Here is a 20,524-nt window from a genome sequence, read left to right as displayed (position 1 = left end):
TCATGCCGTTCTACATGATCGGTCCCGAAACAGGAATCCGTTTTTGGGACTATCCACGCCGATGGCCTGCCACCGGTCTTCGCAAGGCTGATGGAATAGGCTAGACCGGAGCGGACAGGCGGAGGGTCAAGTCCTTGACGCAACTCGGCGATCTCGAGATTTTCGCGCGCGTGGTGGCGTCCGGTTCGCAATCGGCGGCAGCGCGCTCGCTGGGCGTCAAGCCGGCCGTGATCTCCAAGAGCGTCAAGCGGCTGGAAGAACGGCTTGGTGTCCGGCTTTTCCAGCGCACCACACGCCAGATGTCGCTGACCGAGGCGGGGCAAGGCTTTTACGGCCGCGTGCTCGCCATCCTCGCCGGTGTGGAAGAGGCGGAAGCTTTCGCCATGGGCCGGGGTGCGCGCATGCAGGGCATGCTGAAGATATCGGCGCCGACCTCCTTCGGACGGCTGCACATTGCGCCTCATCTCACGGGTTTCATGGAGCGCTATCCGGATCTGTCCATCAATCTCATTCTCTCCGACGATTTCGTGGACATTATCGGCGATGGCTTCGATCTCGCGATCCGGATCGGCGAGCAGGCCGATTCGAGCCTGGTCGCCCGGCGGCTTGCCCCGGTGCGCCGGGTGCTCTGCGCCTCGCCCGCCTATCTCGACCGGCACGGGACGCCGGAAACGCTGGCCGACCTGAAGACCCATATCTGCCTCAAGCCGCACAACAATGACAGCTGGCGACTGGTCGGGGCGGAGGGCCCGATCGTCTTCCGGCCCGAGGCCCGGCTTTTCACCAATTCGAGCGAGGTGATCCGGGAGGCGGTGCTTTCCGGCATGGGGATTGCGCTTCGTTCCACCTGGGATGTGGGCGAAGAGCTGAAGACCGGCACGTTGCGGCAGGTGCTGCCCTGGATCGAGGGATCGAAAAACGTGACGCTCGCCGCCGTCTATCCGAGCCGGCAATTCCTGCCGGCAAAGGTGCGCGCCTTCATCGATTTTCTGGCAGACCTCTATGGTCCGGTGCCCTACTGGGAACGATAAGCCTCAATCCGCCGCATGGTGGCGACGGATGCGCCTGACCATCAGCCAGACCATCAGCACCACGAGCGGCACCGAAAGGCCGGTAACGATGGCCGGATCGATGCCGCCGTGACCGTTTTCGTCATGGGGCAGCGCCTTCGCCAGATAGCCGATCAGGCCGACGATATAATAGGAGACGGCGGCGACCGAGAGGCCTTCCACCGTCTGCTGCAGGCGAAGCTGGAGATTGGCGCGCTTGTCCATCGAGGCAAGCAGGGCGGAATTCTGGCGCTCCAGCTCGACGTCGATCCAGCTGCGGACGAGGCCCGTCGCACGGGTCAGCTTGCGCGAGAGATTGGCCTGCCGCTCCTCGATGGACTGGCAGGTGCGCATGGCGGGCGCGAGCCGGCGCCCGAGGAAGGAGCCCAAGGTCTCGAAACCGGGAACCGGGTCTTCGTCCAGCGTTCGGATGCGCTCCTGCACGATGCCGTCATAGGCGCGGCTGGCGCCGAAACGGTAGAGACTGAGCGCCGCATTGGCCTCCAGTTCCGCATGCAGGCGGGTGATTTCGCCGAGCATGGCATCCGCTTCCTCGCGGGCATGGGCCTTCATCCGCTGGGTGACGGCGGTGAGCCCATCCTCGATGCGGCGGATTTCCGGCGACAGGGTCTGGGCCAGCGGCAGGCCGAACATGGCCAGCGTGCGATAGGTCTCGATATCGAGGAGGCGCTGCGCGAGCGCGCCGGTTCCCGCCTGGGTCATGCCCCGGTCGATGACCAGGATCTGGGTCAGGCCATCGCCATTCTGCCGGAAGTCGGTCAGGATTTCCGCCTGCCCGTTCTTGGTGAAGCTGCGACAAAGGGAGGCAGGATCGAAAACCTGACGCGCCGCCTCCGTTTCCGGCCCGTGCGGGCGCATCTCGAGCCTTATGCCCGAAATGAGCGAGCCGGGCGCCGAAAATCCATCGCCGAAGGGGTGGACAGGAATGGGTGCGCCGAACTGTTCGGGCGCAGGACAATCCCAGAACCAGGTGGAAAATTCCGTATGGCGTTCCCAACGCAGCGTCCCCTGCCCCCACGGGATCGCATGATGGCGCGCATCGCGATCAGGCGGGGAAATGCCCCGCGCCCGCGACAGCTCGGAAATGACGGAGTGATGCACCGCCGAACCGCCATCCATGGTGAAGGCAAGCTGGAAAATGACCCGCGGCGTGGTGACCAGCGCATAGGGCCGCGCATGGATTTCACCCAGCGCCGCCGTGCGATCCGGCGAAACCGGAAAAGAAAAAGACCCGTTGCCCATCAAGCCGCCCCCAGCAAATTCGTCCAGATTCCCGGCAAGGGTCCATGCCCGAAAGGAGGCATTGCCCGCGCTTCTATCTGCGACGGCTTTAGCATTCATCAAAGGGCATGACCACCGGCGTCTTTGACGCGGGTTCATTACATTTTATATGCCTTTATTTTCTTGTATCCACGAATCATGGCGCGGCATTATCCCGTTCGGATCAAGACAAGCCCCAAAGTGGGAAATCTCTACTGGTGCAGGTTCGTGCCGGAGGAGGTTATCCATTTACCGGAAATCTGGAAAACTCGCCCCGTTGTCATCATTTCCCGCAAGAACAACTTGCGCGGAAAGGTCGTCGTCCTGCCCTTGTCTTCCGCACAGGAGAACGAACAGAACCCCTTTTCCCTGCCGGTGAGCGCGCGTCTCAGCGCGCTTCTGGGCGGCAGAGTATCCTGGGTACTCTGCGACCATCCCCTGACGGTTGCCACGAGCAGATTGGAGTATCTGGAGCGCATGCCCGTGCGGATGGACCCCGAGGAGTTTGACCGGATGATTCTCCTTTTTCGCCAATCCATCGCGGGAGGATGACCCTTGACACGAGTATCTGGATAAGCTAATTTTCAAATATATGCGGAAGTCGAAAGGCTTGCCGTTGCCTCTTGGAGGCACTGCGAAGGCACCCTTCCGGGTGCCTTTCTTTTTGCGGACACCAGAGAGTGGTCCAATTATTTGACCACTTCTCTCTTCGCTGCTATGTACCCTGCATGCATAACGAGATGACTGCCCTTTTCCCCCCGATCGATCACGGGCGCACCGCGGATGAAGTGGTGCGGCAGGTGGAGCTTTTGATCCTCGAAGGCGTGCTGCGGGACGGGGACAGGCTTCCCGGCGAGCGGGAATTGTCGGAGCGCTTCGGCGTGTCGCGGCCCATCCTTCGGGAGGCGCTGAAAGAGCTGGAGGCCCGGGGGCTTCTGGTCAGTCGGCATGGCGGCGGCACCTTTGTCGCGGATATCGTCGGACAGGTCTTTTCCGAGCCGCTGGCGGCATTGGTCGCGCGGCATGAGCGGGCGACGGCGGATTATCTCGAATATCGCCGGGAACTCGAGGGACTGACCGCAGAACTTGCGGCCCGGCGGGCGACCGAGACCGACCGGGTGCAGATTTCCCGGATCATCGAGGATATGCAGGCCGCCCATGAGGAAGGTCACTTCGAAGATGAGCTGACCGCCGACATCGAGCTGCACACGGCCATCGGCGAAGCGGCGCACAATATCGTGCTGCTGCACACGTTGCGGGCCTGCTACCGGCTGCTTTCGGAGGGGATCGTCCACCATCGCAGGCTGATCTTCGCGCTGCCCGGCGCGCGCGACCGGCTGCTGGCCCAGCATCGGGACCTCGCCGACGCGATCCTTTCCGGCGATGCCGCCCGCGCCCGCAAGGCGGCGGAAGAGCATATCGACTATGTGACTGAGACCAATCGCGAGGCGGCGCGGCAGGACCGCCGCAACCGTGTTTCCGAACTCCGGCTCCAGCAAAGGCAGGCGCGCGAGCCCGGCCGCTTACCGAGATCATCCGGCGCGACAAAGGCCGGCGAGACGAAGGACTGATCGATGACCCCTCCCCTGACCGAGACCACCGCACCGCGGATCGGCCTTTTCGCCACCTGTCTGGTGGATCTCTTCCGGCCGAGCGTCGGCTTTTCCGCGGTGAAGCTCCTGGAAGATGCCGGCTGCCGGGTGGAGGTGCCGATGGCGCAGACCTGTTGCGGCCAGCCGGCCTATAATTCCGGCGACCGGGCGGATGCAGCGGTCCTTGCCCGCCAGGTCATCGCCGTTTTCGAGCGTTTCGACTATGTGGTCGCCCCCTCCGGCTCCTGTGCCGCCATGCTGAAGAAGCATTATCCCGGGCTGCTGGCCGGCGATCCGGCCTGGAAGGACCGGTCGGAGCGCTTTGCGGACAAGGTGTTCGAGCTCATTTCCTTCCTCGCCGATGTCAGGAAGGTCACGGCCGTGGAAGCGGCCTTTTCCGGATCGGTCACCTATCACGACAGTTGCTCGGGTCTGCGCGAGCTCGGTATTTCCGCCCAGCCCCGCGCGCTGCTTGCAAGCGTCGAGGGGCTTGCGCTGAAGGAGATGAAGGACAGCGACATCTGTTGCGGCTTCGGCGGCACCTTCTGTATCAAGTATTCCGACATTTCCAATGCCATCGTCTCCAAGAAGACCGCCAATATCGAGGCCTCCGGCGCCGACCTGCTGCTGGCCGGCGACATGGGTTGCCTGATGAACATGGCCGGCAAGCTCAAGCGCGAGGGATCGACCATCGAGGTTCGCCATGTGGCGGAAGTCTTGGCGGGCATGACCGACCGGCCGCCGATTGCCGGCAATGCCGCTGGCAAGGAGGCCTGATCCATGGAACTCACTTCACCCGCCTTCAAGCAGAATGCCGTGCGGGCGCTGGCCGACGGGCAGCTGCAGAAGGCGCTCGGCAATGTGGAAAAGGGCTTCGTCGCCAAGCGGGCCGCGGCCCGCGCTGCCCTGCCCGAATTCGAGGCGCTGCGCGATCAGGCCCGCGATATCAAGACCCATGTGCTCGCCCATCTCGATCTCTATCTCGAAGCCTATGAGGCGAAGGTGAAAGCCTCCGGCGGCCATGTCCATTGGGCGGAAAGCGCCGAGCAGGCGCGCGACATCATCCTCGGCATCTGTCGCAAGGCGAATGCGAAGACGGTGACCAAGGGCAAGTCGATGATTTCCGAGGAAATCGGCCTCAACGACTATCTGGAAAAGAACGGTGTCGAGCCGGTCGAGACCGACCTCGGGGAATATATCATCCAGCTCCGCCACGAGCATCCAAGCCATATCATCGCCCCGGCCATCCACCTGAACAAGGAGCAGGTGGAGGAGGATTTCCGCCGGGTTCATACCCATCTGCCCGAGAGCCGCGACCTGTCCGAGCCCGTGGCGCTGCTGTCTGAAGCGCGCGCCGTGCTGCGCCAGCGCTACTTTGCGGCGGATGTGGGCATTACCGGCGCGAATTTCCTGATTGCCGAAACCGGTTCGTCGGTCATCGTCACCAATGAGGGCAATGGCGACCTCACCCAAAGCCTCGCCAAGGTGCATGTGGTGGTTGCCTCGATCGAGAAGATCGTGCCGACGCTGGAGGATTGCGCCTCCATTCTCCGGCTGCTGGCGCGATCCGCCACCGGGCAGGACATGTCCGTCTACACCACGTTCTCCACCGGGCCGCGCTGGGCGGAAGACCAGGACGGGCCGGAAGACTATCATGTGGTGCTGATCGACAACGGCCGCACCGCCATGCTCGGCTCGGAATTCGAGGAGATGCTGCGCTGCATCCGCTGCGGCGCCTGCATGAACCATTGCCCGGTCTATCATGCGGTTGGCGGGCACGCCTATGGTTCGGTCTATCCCGGGCCGATGGGGGCGGTGCTGACGCCGTCGCTCAACGGCATCAACGTCTCGGGCCACCTGCCGAATGCTTCGACCTTCTGCGGACGCTGCGAAAGCGTGTGCCCGATGAAGATCCCGCTGCCGAAAATGATGCGGCACTGGCGCGAACGGGAATTCGAAAAGAACCTCACCCCCGCCACGGCCCGTTACGGGCTCGGCTTCTGGGCCTTCTTCGCCAAGCGCCCGGCACTTTACCGGCTGGCGGCGGGCATCGGCATGAAACTGCTCTCGGCCTTCGGCGGCGACCGCCGGCGGATCTCCCGCCTGCCGCTTGCCGGTGGCTGGACCGACTTCCGCGACATGCCCGCACCGGAAGGCGAAACCTTCGTTTCTGCCTTCAATCGCCAGAGGGGAGCCTGACCATGGACAGCCGCAGCGCCATCCTGTCGAAAATCCGCGCAACCCGGGATACGCGGGACGAAACCGCCCGGCGCCACCAGGTGGAAAGCCGTCTTGCCCGACCCGTGACCGGCATTATCCCCACGCGTGGCCAGCTCGATCCCGAAGGGCGTATCGCGCTCTTCCTCGACATGATCGGCAAGGCCGGCGCCACCCATGAACGGGTAGCGGATGCCAGCGCCATACCGGCCGCCACCGCCGCCTATCTCCGGGAGCGCAACCTGCCCGCCCGCCTGAAACGGGGCAGCGATCCGCGCCTCGCCGGCATGGGCTTCGAACGGGAAGCCTCGCTCACCGTCGAGGTCGGGCCAAGCGACGGCCAGGATCTCGCGGCGATCAGCCATGCGGATTTCGCCATTGCCGAAACAGGCACGCTGATGCTGCTTTCCGGGCCGGATAACCCGGTCACGCTCACCTTCCTGCCCGAACACCACGTGGTGGCGATCCGCGCGGAGGATATCGGCGGCGACATGGAGGCGGCGCTCGCCCGCCTGCGCATGCTGAAGGGCAAGGAAACCATGCCGCGCACCGTCAATTTCGTCAGCGGTCCGTCACGATCCGCCGATATCGAGCAGACGATCCTTCTGGGCGCACACGGGCCACGAGCCTTGCATGTGATCGTCATCGGCTGAGGCCGGCGGCCCGAAGTGCGACCAAAAAGACACACTTTTTGGTGTGTTTTGAGAAAAATGTTGCTCGCTTCGGTCGAAATTTTCTTGGCTGCCATGGAAAAAGCCAATCCAGCGTCCATCTGCCTGACAGGCCGGCGGAGTATTCCGCGGGTGAGAGCGGGCGCCTGGGGATGGTACCTTCTGTCATTCGGGGAATGGGCATTCTTACCCGACCGGCCATGGATGGGGGCACTTGTATCCGACGCGTTCATGGAAAGAAGGAAACGTGACATGTTCAAGCCCATCATTGCCTCGCTGGCCTTAGCCTCAGCGCTCGCCGTTTCGGCTCAAGCCGCAGACATGGTGCAGCAGACGGAATACGCTCCCGCTCCCGTCGAGCAGGAGGTGGTTCCGATGTTCACCTGGTCGGGCGGCTATGTGGGTCTGCACGGGGGCGGCACCTGGGCCAACGGTGATTTCACCAGCGGCGGCGTCACTACCGGCGAAGATTTCAACGGTGGCATTTTCGGCGGCTTTGTCGGCGCCAACATGCAGTCGGGCAACTTCGTCTACGGTATTGAAGGCGACCTGAACTACAACTGGAACAGCAACACCTACAACACATTCGGTCCCGAGACCGAAGTGGGAACGGATGTCTCCGGCTCGGTTCGCGGTCGTATCGGTTATGCATTCGACAATGCCCTGCTTTACGCCACCGGCGGCTGGACGGCTGCCCGAGGCTATGTCGACGTGACCGGCGGCGACAAGGAAACCGAAATGTTCAACGGTTTCACGGTCGGCGCGGGTGTCGACTACGCCTTCACCGACACGCTCTTCGGGCGTGCCGAATATCGCTACAACAACTACGGCGACAAGGACATCGGAACCACGAATGTGGACTTCGACCAGCATCAGGTTCTGGTCGGTATCGGCATGAAGTTCTGATCATCTGACGCCCTGCATCGAAGCCCCGGAGGACCTGTCTTCCGGGGCTTCTTTCATGTCGGGCCTGTCTTGCGCTTCGCTGCACAAGCCCCGGACAGGAAAGCTGTACAAAACTGTCTGGACAGGGCCTCTGCGTAGCGAAGCGTCAAAAAAACTTCACAAAGCTGTTGCTTGGGAAGAAACGGGGCTTTAGCGATTTCTGTTTATAAGGTGAGTCGAAAGGGGTTGATGTTGGCATGACCGTTTTCTCCCGTCTGATCGCATGGGTGCAGTTGATGGTTCGGCGTCCGCCGAAACAGCAATATGCTGCGCTCTGCTACAGGCAGGATCCGGCCGATCACCACGTCGAAGTGCTTCTCGTCACCAGTCGCGACACGGGCCGCTGGATCATCCCGAAAGGATGGCCGATGGACGACAAGCCCGCGCATGGCGTGGCTGCCCAGGAGGCCTATGAGGAAGCAGGCGTACGCGGCGAAGTCAGCCGGCAACCCATCGGCTATTATGTCTATGACAAGGTGCTCAAGGACGATTTCGCGATCGGCTGCAAGGTTCAGGTGCATCCCCTGGAAGTCGAGAAGCTGATCGAGGACTATCCCGAAAAGGGGCAGCGCAAGAGCCGCTGGTTTCCCTATCGCTCGGCCGCCGAACAGGTTCGCGAACCGCTTCTGAAATCTCTCATTCTGGATTTTGGCCGTCGTCTGGAACGGCGCGCGGCGTGACCGCAGGGCGTGGCGCGACAAGGCATCGGACGGCAGCCCCTGTCAGGACAGGCCGGACATGGGCGTGAAAAAGCACAAGAAATCCGCTCTCGACAAGGATCTCGACAAGTTTACGCTCGTCGAACATGCCTCGCTGCATGTCTGGCGGCGCTTTGCCGCGCCGAGCCTTGGCCTCGTCTTCCTGCTTTTGTCCATGGCCTATGCGACCAGCTATGCGCTCGGCCATGCCAGCCCGCTTGCCCTGATCGTAGGGGCGGCGCTTGCCGGTTACATGGCGATGAATATCGGCGCCAATGACGTGACCAACAATACCGGGGCTGCGGTCGGTGCCCGTGCGATCGGCATGCGGCAGGCGTTGTTGATGGCGGCAGTCTTCGAGATTCTCGGCGCTTTCATTGCCGGCAACGACGTGACCGAGACGATTTCCGTGCAGCTCGTCCCGCCTTCGGCCCTGGCGGACCACCGGATGGTAATTGCGGTGATGATTGCCTCGCTTTCGGCCGCGGCGCTGTGGATCAATCTTGCCACCTGGTTGAACGCACCGGTTTCCACCACCCATTCCATTGTGGGCGCCATCATCGGCGCAGGCGCGGCGGCGGCCGGGTTCGACGTGGTGAATTGGCCCGTGATCGGCGAAATCGTCCTGAGCTGGATTGTCTCTCCCCTGATCGGGGGCGGTATTGCGGCGGGCATGCTGTTCCTGATCGAAGAGGGCATCCTTCAAAAGGACGACAAGATTGCCGCCGCCCGCCGGAAGGTTCCGATCCTGATCGCGCTGATGGGCGGGGCGTTTGCCGCCTATATCGCGCTGCAATTTGCCGAGCGACAGCGCCTGCCTTACGGCTTTATCCTGCCGATCGGCGCCGTCGCCCTCATTTCCATCTGGGCAGTGGCGGTTCCCTATGTGCGGTTCCGCTCCATCGGCCTTGAGAACCGCAACGCGTCGCTGCGGGTTCTTTTCCAGATTCCGCTGGTCGCTGCGTCAGCCCTGCTGTGCTTCGCCCACGGGGCCAATGACGTGTCCAACGCCATCGGCCCGCTGGCGGCCATTGCAACGGCGGCGGGCGACTTGCCGCGGGCCGGCGAAATTGTCCCGCTCTGGGCCCTCGCCATCGGCGCGACGGGTATATCCACCGGGCTCCTGCTGTTCGGGCCGCGCCTGATCCGGTTGGTCGGCGAACAGATCACCAAGCTCAATCCGGTCCGTTCCTATTGCGTGTCGCTGTCGGCTGCGCTGACCGTGCTGGCAGCGTCCTGGGCGGGATTACCGGTCAGCTCCACCCATATTGCCGTCGGCGCCGTGTTCGGGGTCGGCTTCTTCCGCGAATGGTATGTGAACAGCGGGCGCCCCAAGGCGCAGAAGCGCGGCAAGCCCCCGGCCGATGGCGAGGACGCCGAGGACGATACCGCCGAGCTGCGCCGCCGCCTTCTCGTGCGCCGTTCGCATTTCATGACGATTGCGGGGGCCTGGCTGATCACGGTGCCCGTATCGGGCGGGCTTTCGGCGCTTATCTATCTGGTCTATAAGAACATTTTTCTTTGAGAGGGCGGATATGCGCGCCAATTTCAGGATGCAGCGTCTCTTCGTGCAGGACAGGCTGGAGGCCGGGACGAACCTGGCGGCCACGGACGACCAGTTCCACTATCTGGCGCATGTGTTGCGGGCCGAGCCCGGGACCGAGATTTTGCTGTTCAACGGTCTGGATGGGGAGTGGCGCGCCCGGATCGACTACCCCACACGCAAGCGGATCAGCCTTGCGCTTCTCGACCAGACCCGCCCGCAACCGGCAACGCCCGATCTCGTCTATGCCTTTGCGCCGCTCAAGGTCGGACGCATGGATTATCTGGTTCAGAAAGCCGTGGAGATGGGGGCGGGCATTCTTCAGCCCGTGCTGACGCAGCATACCCAGGGCAAGGCGCCGCCGACCGACAAGATCACGGCCAATGTCATCGAAGCGGCCGAGCAATGCGGGGTGCTGGCCGTGCCGGCCGTGCAGACAGCGCTCCGGCTTCCCGATCTCCTGTCCGGCTGGGATCCGGACCGTCGGCTGATCTATTGCGACGAGGGCGCGGAAAGCCAGAACCCGCTGCCGGTGCTGCGCGGTATCGTCGAGCGCAAGCTCGCCCTTCTCGTCGGGCCGGAAGGAGGCTTTTCGGAGGAAGAGCGTCGGCATTTGCGCTCCCTCCCCTTCGTGACCGCCATCCCGCTCGGCCCCCGCATCCTGCGGGCCGATACGGCAGCCGTCGCGGCGCTTGCGGTGGTGCAGGCAACGCTCGGCGATTGGCAATAGGCAAGCCCGCGCGCCCCGCCACCGACCCGTGAGCTGCCGCTCCAATTCAAGGGGATGTCGCATCGATTTTTTTCACGCGAACTTGAAACGAATTCACTTGCGCGTCACCGCTTTCCAGTTCAATCAGCCAGACGGACGCATCTGAGGTCCACCTGAATTTCAACCAGGCAAGAGAATTTCCATGGCTCGTGATACTACCGACGATACGCCGATTTCCTCCGTTTCAGAACTCTCGGCCTATCTGGCCTCCGGCTCGAAACCGGAAGAGGATTTCCGCATCGGGACCGAGCACGAAAAATTCGCCTTCTTCAAGGCAGACCATTCCCCCGTTCCCTATGAGGGCGAGGCCAGCATTTCCGCCCTGCTGCTGGGCATGCAGGACAAGCTCGGCTGGGAACCGATCATGGATGCGGGCAAGATCATCGGCCTGGCCTCCCCCATCGGCATGGGCGCGATCTCGCTGGAGCCGGGCGGCCAGTTCGAGCTGTCCGGTGCGCCGCTCGAGACCCTGCACGAGACCTGCAAGGAATCCAACCATCACCTCGCCACGCTGCGCGAGGTGGCCGAGCCGCTCGGCATCCGCTTCCTCGGCATGGGCGGCAGCCCGAAATGGACCTATGCGGAAACGCCCCGCATGCCGAAATCCCGATATGGCATCATGTCCCGTTACATGCCGAAGGTCGGCACCAAGGGGCTCGACATGATGTACCGCACCTGCACGATCCAGGTGAATCTCGACTTCTCCTCCGAGGCGGATATGCGCCGGAAGATGCTGGTGTCGCTGAAGCTGCAGCCGCTGGCCACCGCCCTGTTCGCGTCCTCTCCCTTCACCGACGGCAAGCCGAACGCTCTCCTGTCCTGGCGCGGCGACATCTGGCGCGACACCGACAACCAGCGGGCCGGGCTTCTGCCTTTCGCTTTCGAAGAGGGCTTCGGATTCGATCACTATGTGGAATGGGCCCTCGACGTGCCAATGTATTTCGTGGTGCGCGACGGCCGGTACCATGACTGTACGCATGTGACGTTCCGCCAGTTCATGAATGGCGCACTGAAGGGTGAACTTGCCCAGTGGGAGCCGACCATGGGCGACTGGACCAACCATCTCTCCACCCTCTTCCCGGACGTGCGCCTGAAGCGATTCCTCGAAATGCGTGGCGCCGATGGCGGCCCGTGGCGGCGCATCTGCGCGCTGCCGGCCTTCTGGGTAGGGCTTCTCTATTCCGCCTCGGCGCTCGATGCGGCCGAGCAGGCAACCGCCGCCTGGACCTACGAGGACGTTCAGGCGCTGCGCGATTCGGTTCCGGCCGCCGGTCTCAAGGCAACGATTCGCGGACGCTCGCTTCTGGAAGTCGGGCGCGACATCGTCGCCATCTCTCGGCAGGGGCTCAAGGATCGCGCGCGCCGCAATGGCGATGGTGTCGATGAAAGCGTCTTCCTCGGCCCGCTCGACGAAGCGATCGCCAAGGGTGCGACGCTCGCCGACGAGATGCTTGCGCTCTACAACGGCCGCTGGAACGGCTCGGTCGATCCGGTGTTTGACGATTATCAGTATTGAGCCGGGGCCGGCCCCGCGCCGGCTTCGACCTTCGTCTTCGGGACAGATGTCAGAAAGCGGTTTTCGTTCTGATATTTGCGTCTATAGTGTCGCGATGGCGCCGCCTGCGCCGCCGGGACAACCCGGTGCTGACCCTGCGGGCGGATCAAGGCGAGGACACCAATGCTCCCACTGTTCGAATTGATGATGAAGGCCGAAAACGGCAAGGCCATGGAGGCGCTTGCCCGGCAGTTCAACCTGGCGCAGGAACAGACAGCGCAGGCGGTGGCGGCGCTGATGCCGGCCTTCTCCGCGGCTTTCAAGCGGCAGAGCGGCACGCCGCTCGATTTCATGAAACTGATGCAGCAGGCGGGTTCGGGCAATTACGCATCCTATTTCGAGGATCTTGCCCGCGCCTTCACTCCCCAGGGCATGCGGGACGGACAGGCAGCGCTCGGCACGATCTTCGGCTCGGAAGAAATCGCCCGGGCAGTTGCCGATCAGGCCGCCCGCTTCACCGGCCTCAGCCAGGATGTGCTGAAACAGATGATGCCGGCGCTGGCCGATACCATGATGGGCGGTCTGTTCAAGCAGATGACCGGGCAACTCAACGGCGGGGCGGCCAACCCCTTCTCGCCGGATCGCATGATGGACATGCAGCGCCAGTGGCTGGAAACCATGGGCCTGGCTCCGCGCAAGCCGGATCCCATGGAAGCCCAGATGAAGGCGATGTTCGACAATCCGTTCACCAAGGCGATGCAATCCATGTTCGCCGGTCAGCAGCCCAAGGCCGCCGAGAGCGATCCCTTCGGCTTCAATCCGATGATGAAAGCCTTTCAGGACATGATGGTGGCGGGGACGAAGCCTGCGCAACCCGCGGAAGCAAAGGCGGAAGAAAAGCCGGACGCCACCCCCGGCGAGGCCTATGGCACCTTTATCAACACCCTGTTCGATACGGGTCTTGAGGTTCAGAAGAACTACCAGCAGAGCCTCGATGCGCTTTTCGAAAGCTGGACGCGGAAAGACGGCGCCTGAAAGACGCCGGAGCCTGCCCCTGGCTGCGGTGAGACAGTCGTGACCCGACCGGTCAGAACTCTTTCCAGTCCTGATCCTTCGAGCCGCTTTCCTGCTGCCTGAGGCCGAGACCGGCACTGACCTTGCCCATCAGCTCCCGGGCGGGCGATGCGACCGGACGCTTCGGCCTTGCGGCACTATCCACCGATTCGATCCGCTTGCTGAAGGTGAAGAGTGAGGATTTCCGAGGCGCCGGCTTGGGTGCAGGCTCGCTCTCGGCCGAGGGGAAAGGCGGCCTCGGTGCGCGGGGCGTGGCCGGACGCGGATTTTGGGGCGGAACCGGGGTTCCGAAACCGGAAGTCGGCCCATTGAAACCGGAAGCCGGCTGGCCGCCATCCCGACGGGGTGCCGGCGCAGCCCGGTATTCCACATCTGCCGTATTGAACTGGGAGAGCAGCGCAGTGAGAGCATCGGCATCCGTCGACAGCGCCGCCACATTCGTGCTCGTCTCGGTCGCGGCCTGCAGGCTCAGCTGGCTGGCATTCTCCATGCGGGTCATGGCCGTGTTGATTTCGGAGAGGGTCGACGATTGTTCCCGCGCTCCGGCTGCGATGGAGTGGATCTGGTCATTGATCTGGACGACCTGCCCGGCAATCGAGGAAAGAACCTCACCCGTCTGCTGGACGAGGCCCACACCGCTTGCGACCTCCTGACCGGACTTGGTGATGAGCGCCTTGATGTCCTTCGCCGCCTTGGCAGAGCGTTGTGCCAGTTCGCGCACCTCCTGGGCGACCACCGCAAAGCCCTTGCCCGCCTCCCCTGCCCGTGCCGCCTCGACGCCGGCATTCAAGGCCAGCAGGTTGGTCTGGAAGGCAATTTCGTCGATAACGTTGATGATCTGGCTGATTTCCCGGGAGGCGCTTTCGATCCGTTGCATGGCCTCCACCGCATCGCCGACGATGTGGGTGGACTGGTCGGATTCCTGCCGTGCGGCCTGCGCCAGGCGGGAGGCCGCATCGGCCTTCTCCGTCGATGCGCGGATGGCGGCCATGATGGCGCGGATGGCGGACGAGGTCTCGTGCAGCGTCGTCTGCTGGTCGGCCGAACGCTGGGTCAGCTCGCGCGTCGCGCGGTTCACGTCGTTTACCCTCGAATGCATGCCCACCACATTGCCCGTTACGCCCCGCATGGTTTCCGAGAGGCGTTCCAGCGATGCATTGAAATCCAGCCGGAGGCGCTCGAGATGGCTGGAGAAGGGTTGGTGGATGGTGGCGGTCAGATCCCCCGCAGAAAGCCGCTCCAGAGCAGCCCCCAGACTGTCGATGGCGAAGGTCAATTGCCGCTGCTCCTCGGCACGGAGCGCTTCCCGTTCCTGACGCTCGGCATCGGCGCGCCGCCGCTCCTCGTCATTCATCCCCTCGAGCCGCAGCTTTTCAATGGCGGATTGCCGGAGCACCGCCACCGAACGCGCCATGTCGCCGATTTCGTCCTGCCGTTCCTCTCCTTCGAGCTTGATATCGATTTGGCCGGCAGCGAGCTCCTTCATGCGATCCACAAGCGAGGAGATCGGGCGGGTGATGGTGCGCGAATAGAGGATGCCGGCAATCGTGCCCACCAGCACCATCAGCGCGGAGACAAGCGCGACATCGCGAATATTGGCGAAAAGCGTCGCCTGGATCTCGTCGCTGCCGATCAGCGCCACCACAGCCAGCTTCATGTCGCCGAGGCTCAATTCCCGCAGCGCCCCATAGCTCTCCATGCCGCGGTAGCCTTCGATCATGCCGCGGGCCTGACCGTTCTCAAGGGCTGTGGCGATCAGGGGGCTGTCGATCCGGTTGAGCAGACTGTCGTTGTCCGGCGTCTTCGGGCTGTCGTTGATAAGAATGCCATCGGCATTCACCATCAGGGATTCCCCCGTTTCTCCCAGACCCGTGAGGTTGGCAAAGACGGGCTCGAGCATTTGCGGCCGCAGCCGATAGGCAATCACGCCGATCGCTTCGTCACTCATCAGGACCGGAGCGGCAACGAAGGCAGAGGCCTCGCCGCCGGCCGCATCATAGGCCGCAAAACCCGTCATGACCGGGGCACTTTCGGCCGTCAGCTTGAGTGCTGCCTCGAAGGCATGGGCCAAACCGGTGTTCTTGGCCGCGCCGGACCGCAGATTCTCACCAAGATCGGCTTGTTTGGCCACAGAATAGATCACGTTGCCATCCGGATCGATCAGGAAGATGTCCGCATAATTCTCGGATGTCAGATGGCTGCGGAAGAAAGGGTGATTTTGCCGGTGTGCCCGATCGAAGGCGTCCTTCTTGGCGGTATCGAACAGGAGACGTTCACCCGGCGGATTGGGATTTCCGGCGATGTAACGGGCCTGAATTTCATCCTTCGGCGTGTCGCCCAGGAACTTCCAGGCGCCCTCCAGCCCATACAGCGCCTGCTGGGTGACGCTGGACGCCGCCATGACCGCCATGTCGCTGCGTATGGATTGCAGGACCGCCTTCACCTCGTTGCGGCGGCCATCGGCTGTTGCCTCCAGTTTCTCGAAGGCCTGCTCGGAGAGATTCGACGCGTTCGAATAAAGCCCGACCGCGGCCGTTCCGCTGATGGAAGCGATGGCAAAAAGCGCGGCCACAAGCGGCAGCTTTCGGGAAAAACGCATAACAGAACCTCAGACAATATACTGCAATTGGGTCCCGATGGCTGCTTCATGCGGAACAATCCTGTTCGCCACCCTGAGCGCCAGTCTAGCCAAGACTTGGTTTCGCTCCCGTTAAGGCATCTTTTCTGGCCTGTGGATAAAAAAACCGGCGAAGCTTTGCTCCGCCGGCGAAGTGGCAGGACGTCTTGGGATGGGTCCTGCGGGGAAGTAAAGAGGGCGAACGGGCGGGCCAGACGATCCGCCGCGCCTCAGGCGTGGCGTTGCCCGCGAACCGAGGCAGCGAGCTTGCGGCTCGGATCATCGAAGAACCGGGAGCCATCGAGCGCCGAGCGGATGTCGCGCCGGGTCAGGCCGATATCGGCCAATTCCCGGTCGGAGAAACCATCCAGGCGCAGAACCGCCTTGCGGTTCATACGGTTCTGCAGCTGACGTGCAAGCGAGGCCCAGAAGCGGGCCGGACGTGCCGTTACAACGGGCATGCCGCCCGCGCGAAGTGCATCCAACATACGCATGGTCTTGGGACCTTTCTCAAGGAGTCGACGATGCCTTCCGGCGCGGATGGAGTCGGTCCGCCGGCTGGGATCGAGGACAAGGGGGTGAAGCGCGCAGCAACCGTGGGAGGCGGTGCCGGTGCTGTATTTGCCCTTGAAACTTGTCAAATAAGTATTGATCAGTCCAACGCATGTTTTTAATAATAGCCATCAAACATTTTCATGGGTCCACCGATGACTGCACCACTCGACCTCGATCAGCTTCAGACCTTCATCGCCATTGTGGATACGGGCAGCTTCACGAAGGCCGCCGATCGCGTCTACAAAACCCAGTCTGCCGTCTCCATGCAGATGCGCCGTCTGGAGGAACGGATCGGCAAGCAGCTCTTCGCCAAGGATGGCCGCGGCATCCGCCTTACCGGCGAGGGCGAGAAGCTGCTGAACTATGCCCGGCGCATCATCCGCCTGAACAATGAGGCGATCGCCGCCTTCGACGACAACCGTCTCGAGGGCACGCTTCGCATCGGCACGCCGGATGACTATGCGGACCGTTACATGCCGGAAATCATCGGCCGCTTTGCCAAGACCCACCCCAATGTGGAGCTCTATATCGTCTGCGAACCGTCAGTCGATCTGGCAGAGAAGATGGCGAAGGGTGAACTGGACATCGCGCTTGTCACCCACAATCCCCGAGAGCGCATGTCGGATGTGGTGCGCACCGAACCGCTGTGCTGGGTCGGCTCCGCCAATCATCCGTTGCCGGACGACATGCCCGTGCCGCTCGCGGTCGGGCGGCGGGATTGCCAGTGGCGCCAGCTTGCCAGCTCGGCCATGGACAGCATCGGCAGGGAATATCAGATCCTGTTCACCAGCTGGTCTTCTACCGTGGTCGCCTCAGCCGTGCTGGCCGGGATGGCCGTTTCGGTTCTGCCGGAATCAGCGCTGCGCACGGGCATGAAGGTGCTGACGCAGGCGGACGGTTTCCCGGCACTTCCGCCGGTTCAGATCGGCATCATGAAGCGTCCGGGCGTGCCCACGTCTCTCATGAATGCCATCACCAACCACATTACGGCCTGCCTGGACAACATCACCCCCGCCAATGTGAATGACGACGGCGATGGCGATGTGAAGGGTTTCGGACGTTATCTCAAGGCCCGGAGCGTGGGCGGGCTGCAGGGCTGGTAGACCGGAGGTCTGCCACAAGGATCAGCCGGGCGGCACGGGACGGGTGCCCGGCACATGAAAAAGCATGTCCCGAAGCAACAATTTCCAGTCGGCAAGAAGCACGCGACCGGCAGGATCGCCCGCCACGACCGCAAGCCGGATGGCTGAACCGATCAGATGGCTCAGCAGGAAGCTGCGGGTGCCCATGTCGACGGGGAAGTCCTCCGGCAGCAGGTGCTTGATCGAATTGTAGAAAAGCTCTCCCACCTGACGGCTGTCCTCCACATTCAGCTTGATCAGGTCACGGTCGGTTTCGGTGGCGATGAGGATTTCGAAATCCGCCGGATTTTCAAGGAATTGCTGATAGTACCAGTCTGTGACGGAGGTGATGACGTCGAGAGCTTCGGAGAGGCTGCCGACGGCATGGAAGCTGGTGCGGATCTTCTCCTGGACGGCTTCGGCGGTTCGTTCGAAGAGCGCCTTCACGATCGCCGCACGTTCGGGGAAATACTGATAGACCGAGCCGATCGGGACGCCGGCTTCTGCGGCAATCTCGGTCATCTTCAGGCCCTGCAAGCCATGGCGGCCGATCAAGAGCCGGGCCGCGGCGAGGATTTGCTCCACCCGCTGCACACTCCTGTCCTGCTTGGGCTTCTTCCGGTAATTGATCCGGTCGGCCCCCTTCTTGTCACCCATTTCCCGTCATTCCGATCATCAATAAAGCCTGCGCGACATGCCAGACCTTCCCGGAGCGCGGCGATGTTTAACCGGTTTCCACGGACGAAAACAGCGTAAACTTAAGTAATACCTCAATTCACGTATATCATTTCCATAAAAAGCAACTTTATTATTACATGTATAAACTTGCACGTGTGGGGTCTGGCGCAGGACCGTCAATGCATCGTATCGAAAACGAACTGGCGCACACTTTTAATTATTTTCTAATTTTCGACTCTTATAACCTTATCTCATAACGACCGGAGACTGGCCTGCCGTCACCGCCATTTCAAGGAAGAAACCATGTTTCAATTAGGCAATTTGAAGCTGACCACGAAAATATTGATTCCCATTCTGACGGTGTGCCTGTGCGGCTGCATTGGCCTCACGACGCTTGGATATCAGCTCATGAACAGCGACAGCAAATATGCGGATTTCCTGACGCAGAATGCGGCGGGGATCGCGAAGCTGATGGAGGCCCGGGCCGAGTTTCGCAGCGCCATGGTGGAAGCGGGGAACCTGGTTTCGGCGCCGGATGGTTCAGGCGGACATCATGACATGGGGGCCATGCGGAAGAAGATTGCCGTGCTCTTCGACACGGCGGCGGAAATGGCGCCGAAGTTCAGCCAGGGCATTACGCAGGCGGGAACCCGGGCGGACAAGATCGTCGAGCAGTTGGCCGCAGCGGTGGACCTGTCAAAATCGGGCAACAAGGATGCAGCGGAGGCACTCTTTCATTCTCTCGACGCCCCCGGCGATCAGACGGACAGAAACCTGATCCAGCTGGCGCAGTTCGTCAAAACGGAGACCGATGCCGCCCGCAACGAGCTGAGCGCGCAAAACCACAAGGCGCTGGTCGTGACGGTCACGGCGATGGCCCTTTGCATGGGGGCAGCCATCGCGCTTTCCCTCATCATGGCCCGCAAGGGCGTGATTCAGCCGATCCAGCGGTCCATCGAGCGTATGGCGGCGCTGGCTGCGGGCGATACGGAGGCTGCTGTGGAAGGCCTGGACCGGAAGGATGAAATCGGCCACATGGCGCAGGCTGTCGCGGTTTTCCGGGCCAATGAAATCAACCGGATCGAACTTGAGCTGCGGTCGGATGCCACCCGGCGGGAAGCGGAGACCGAACGCGACGAGCGCGATCAGGAGCGGCGCTCGGAGCGGGCCAATCTCAATTTTGCCATCGACAATCTGGCGGAAGCCCTGCTGCGCCTTGCCGCCGGTGATCTCGTCCACCGGATCGAGCGGCCTTTCGCGGACGGACTGGATGCCCTGAGAGTGAATTTCAACACGTCGGCCGACAAATTGCTGGAAACGCTGAAAGCGGTGGGCATCAATGCCTCGGCGATCAATGCGGCAGCCATGGAGATGCGGGCCGCCACAGACGACCTCGCCAAGCGGACGAATTCCCAGGCGGCCTCCGTGGAAGAGACGGCGGCGGCCATCGAGGAAATCACCCGCACGGTCGCCGATGCGACGGTCCGGGCAGAGGATGCCGGGCGACTGGTCGAAAAGACCCGCGCCGGCGCGGAGCATTCCGGAGACATCGTCCGCAAGGCGGTGGAGGCCATTTACGAAATCGACAGATCGTCAGGCGCGATTGCCAATATCATCGGCGTGATCGACGACATCGCCTTCCAGACCAACCTTCTGGCTCTCAACGCCGGTGTGGAAGCGGCGCGCGCCGGGGATGCCGGACGCGGCTTCGCAGTCGTGGCCCAGGAGGTGCGCGAACTGGCACAGCGTTCGGCGACGGCGGCGAAGGAGATCAAGACGCTGATCCTGACCTCCCGCGATCAGGTCACATCGGGCGTTTCGCTGGTCGATGCGGCCGGCCAGTCGCTGCGGGCCATGGTGAGCGAAGTGCAGGAGGTCAGCCGGCACGTGGCGGCCATCGTCAGCTCTTCCCATGAGCAATCGAACGCCCTGAAAGAGATCAATCACGCCGTGTCCAGCATGGACCAGGGAACCCAGAAAAATGCCGCCATGGTCGAGCAGACCACAACGACGAGCGTCAATCTGGCCAGCGAAGCCTATCAGCTGGATCAGCTGCTTCAGCAGTTCAATCTCGGCGAGGAGAGGAGGATGGCAGCAACTCCGCAGCAGCGTCCCGTGGTGGATGGGTTTGCCGGCCGGCGATTTGCCGGGCAGGCCGCCCTGGCGCAGCAGGCTGACCCGGAATGGCGGCAATTCTAGGCGGTATCAGGCCAAGCCTC

18 protein-coding genes are annotated in these 20,524 nt (G+C 62.6%); 14 read left to right on the top strand and 4 right to left on the bottom strand.

The window, feature by feature from the left end:
- Positions 1-134 precede the first annotated feature (134 nt).
- Entirely contained in the window at positions 135-1,031 is an 897-nt protein-coding gene (locus tag ACT54B_RS10090) for a LysR family transcriptional regulator (RefSeq protein ID WP_476044623.1), read from the top strand.
- A gap of 3 nt (positions 1,032-1,034) precedes the next feature.
- Here ACT54B_RS10090 and ACT54B_RS10085 read toward each other — a convergent pair whose 3' ends face one another.
- Positions 1,035-2,312, bottom strand: coding sequence for a DUF3422 family protein (locus tag ACT54B_RS10085; protein ID WP_476044622.1), 1,278 nt, complete (start codon positions 2,310-2,312; stop codon positions 1,035-1,037).
- Positions 2,313-2,489: 177 nt separating this feature from the next.
- On the opposite strand from ACT54B_RS10085, the gene ACT54B_RS10080 reads away from it, so the two are divergent.
- The 11 genes from ACT54B_RS10080 to ACT54B_RS10030 all read left to right on the top strand — a co-directional run bounded on the left by ACT54B_RS10080 (position 2,490) and on the right by ACT54B_RS10030 (position 13,295).
- Entirely contained in the window at positions 2,490-2,882 is a 393-nt protein-coding gene (locus ACT54B_RS10080) for a type II toxin-antitoxin system PemK/MazF family toxin (RefSeq protein WP_476044621.1), read from the top strand.
- A gap of 188 nt (positions 2,883-3,070) precedes the next feature.
- Positions 3,071-3,901, top strand: coding sequence for a FadR/GntR family transcriptional regulator (locus ACT54B_RS10075; RefSeq protein WP_476044620.1), 831 nt, complete (start codon positions 3,071-3,073; stop codon positions 3,899-3,901).
- A 3-nt stretch (positions 3,902-3,904) separates the two neighbouring features.
- Positions 3,905-4,699 carry a (Fe-S)-binding protein gene (locus ACT54B_RS10070; RefSeq protein ID WP_476044619.1) on the top strand — a complete coding sequence of 265 codons (795 nt, stop codon included), beginning with the start codon at positions 3,905-3,907 and terminating at the stop codon, positions 4,697-4,699.
- A gap of 3 nt (positions 4,700-4,702) precedes the next feature.
- Positions 4,703-6,121 carry a LutB/LldF family L-lactate oxidation iron-sulfur protein gene (locus ACT54B_RS10065; RefSeq protein ID WP_476044618.1) on the top strand — a complete coding sequence of 473 codons (1,419 nt, stop codon included), beginning with the start codon at positions 4,703-4,705 and terminating at the stop codon, positions 6,119-6,121.
- A 2-nt stretch (positions 6,122-6,123) separates the two neighbouring features.
- Positions 6,124-6,792: a LutC/YkgG family protein gene (locus ACT54B_RS10060; RefSeq protein ID WP_476044617.1), complete on the top strand. Its 669-nt coding sequence runs from the start codon at positions 6,124-6,126 to the stop codon at positions 6,790-6,792.
- Positions 6,793-7,062: 270 nt separating this feature from the next.
- Positions 7,063-7,716, top strand: a complete 654-nt coding sequence (locus tag ACT54B_RS10055; RefSeq protein WP_476044616.1) for an outer membrane protein — start codon at positions 7,063-7,065, stop codon at positions 7,714-7,716.
- Between the two features lie 236 nt (positions 7,717-7,952).
- Entirely contained in the window at positions 7,953-8,435 is a 483-nt protein-coding gene (locus ACT54B_RS10050) for an NUDIX hydrolase (protein WP_476044615.1), read from the top strand.
- 58 nt (positions 8,436-8,493) lie between these two features.
- Complete coding sequence (locus ACT54B_RS10045; RefSeq protein WP_476044614.1) at positions 8,494-9,978, top strand: inorganic phosphate transporter; 1,485 nt, start codon at positions 8,494-8,496, stop codon at positions 9,976-9,978.
- 10 nt (positions 9,979-9,988) lie between these two features.
- Positions 9,989-10,726 carry a 16S rRNA (uracil(1498)-N(3))-methyltransferase gene (locus ACT54B_RS10040; protein WP_476044613.1) on the top strand — a complete coding sequence of 246 codons (738 nt, stop codon included), beginning with the start codon at positions 9,989-9,991 and terminating at the stop codon, positions 10,724-10,726.
- A 181-nt stretch (positions 10,727-10,907) separates the two neighbouring features.
- Positions 10,908-12,281 carry a glutamate--cysteine ligase gene (locus ACT54B_RS10035; RefSeq protein WP_476044612.1) on the top strand — a complete coding sequence of 458 codons (1,374 nt, stop codon included), beginning with the start codon at positions 10,908-10,910 and terminating at the stop codon, positions 12,279-12,281.
- A gap of 162 nt (positions 12,282-12,443) precedes the next feature.
- Positions 12,444-13,295, top strand: a complete 852-nt coding sequence (locus ACT54B_RS10030) for a DUF937 domain-containing protein (protein ID WP_476044611.1) — start codon at positions 12,444-12,446, stop codon at positions 13,293-13,295.
- 52 nt (positions 13,296-13,347) lie between these two features.
- Here the strand turns inward: ACT54B_RS10030 and ACT54B_RS10025 are convergent, their stop codons facing one another.
- The gene (locus ACT54B_RS10025; RefSeq protein WP_476044610.1) at positions 13,348-15,933 is read right to left on the bottom strand and encodes a methyl-accepting chemotaxis protein; all 2,586 of its coding nucleotides are present in this window, start codon (positions 15,931-15,933) and stop codon (positions 13,348-13,350) included.
- Positions 15,934-16,181: 248 nt separating this feature from the next.
- Complete coding sequence (locus tag ACT54B_RS10020) at positions 16,182-16,439, bottom strand: DUF1127 domain-containing protein (protein ID WP_476044609.1); 258 nt, start codon at positions 16,437-16,439, stop codon at positions 16,182-16,184.
- 219 nt (positions 16,440-16,658) lie between these two features.
- Here ACT54B_RS10020 and ACT54B_RS10015 point away from each other — a divergent pair, with 219 nt between their 5' ends.
- Positions 16,659-17,609 (top strand): LysR substrate-binding domain-containing protein, encoded by a 951-nt coding sequence (locus ACT54B_RS10015; protein ID WP_476044608.1) that lies wholly within the window; start codon positions 16,659-16,661, stop codon positions 17,607-17,609.
- A 21-nt stretch (positions 17,610-17,630) separates the two neighbouring features.
- Here the strand turns inward: ACT54B_RS10015 and ACT54B_RS10010 are convergent, their stop codons facing one another.
- On the bottom strand, positions 17,631-18,284 hold the full coding sequence (locus tag ACT54B_RS10010; RefSeq protein WP_476044607.1) for a TetR/AcrR family transcriptional regulator: 654 nt from the start codon (positions 18,282-18,284) through the stop codon (positions 17,631-17,633).
- 429 nt (positions 18,285-18,713) lie between these two features.
- Here ACT54B_RS10010 and ACT54B_RS10005 point away from each other — a divergent pair, with 429 nt between their 5' ends.
- Positions 18,714-20,504: a methyl-accepting chemotaxis protein gene (locus ACT54B_RS10005; RefSeq protein WP_476044606.1), complete on the top strand. Its 1,791-nt coding sequence runs from the start codon at positions 18,714-18,716 to the stop codon at positions 20,502-20,504.
- The last annotated feature ends 20 nt before the right edge of the window (positions 20,505-20,524 follow it).

The sequence above is a fragment of the Gellertiella sp. DMC107 genome (assembly GCF_056313605.1).
This window is presented reverse-complemented; position numbering and strand designations above follow the sequence as displayed.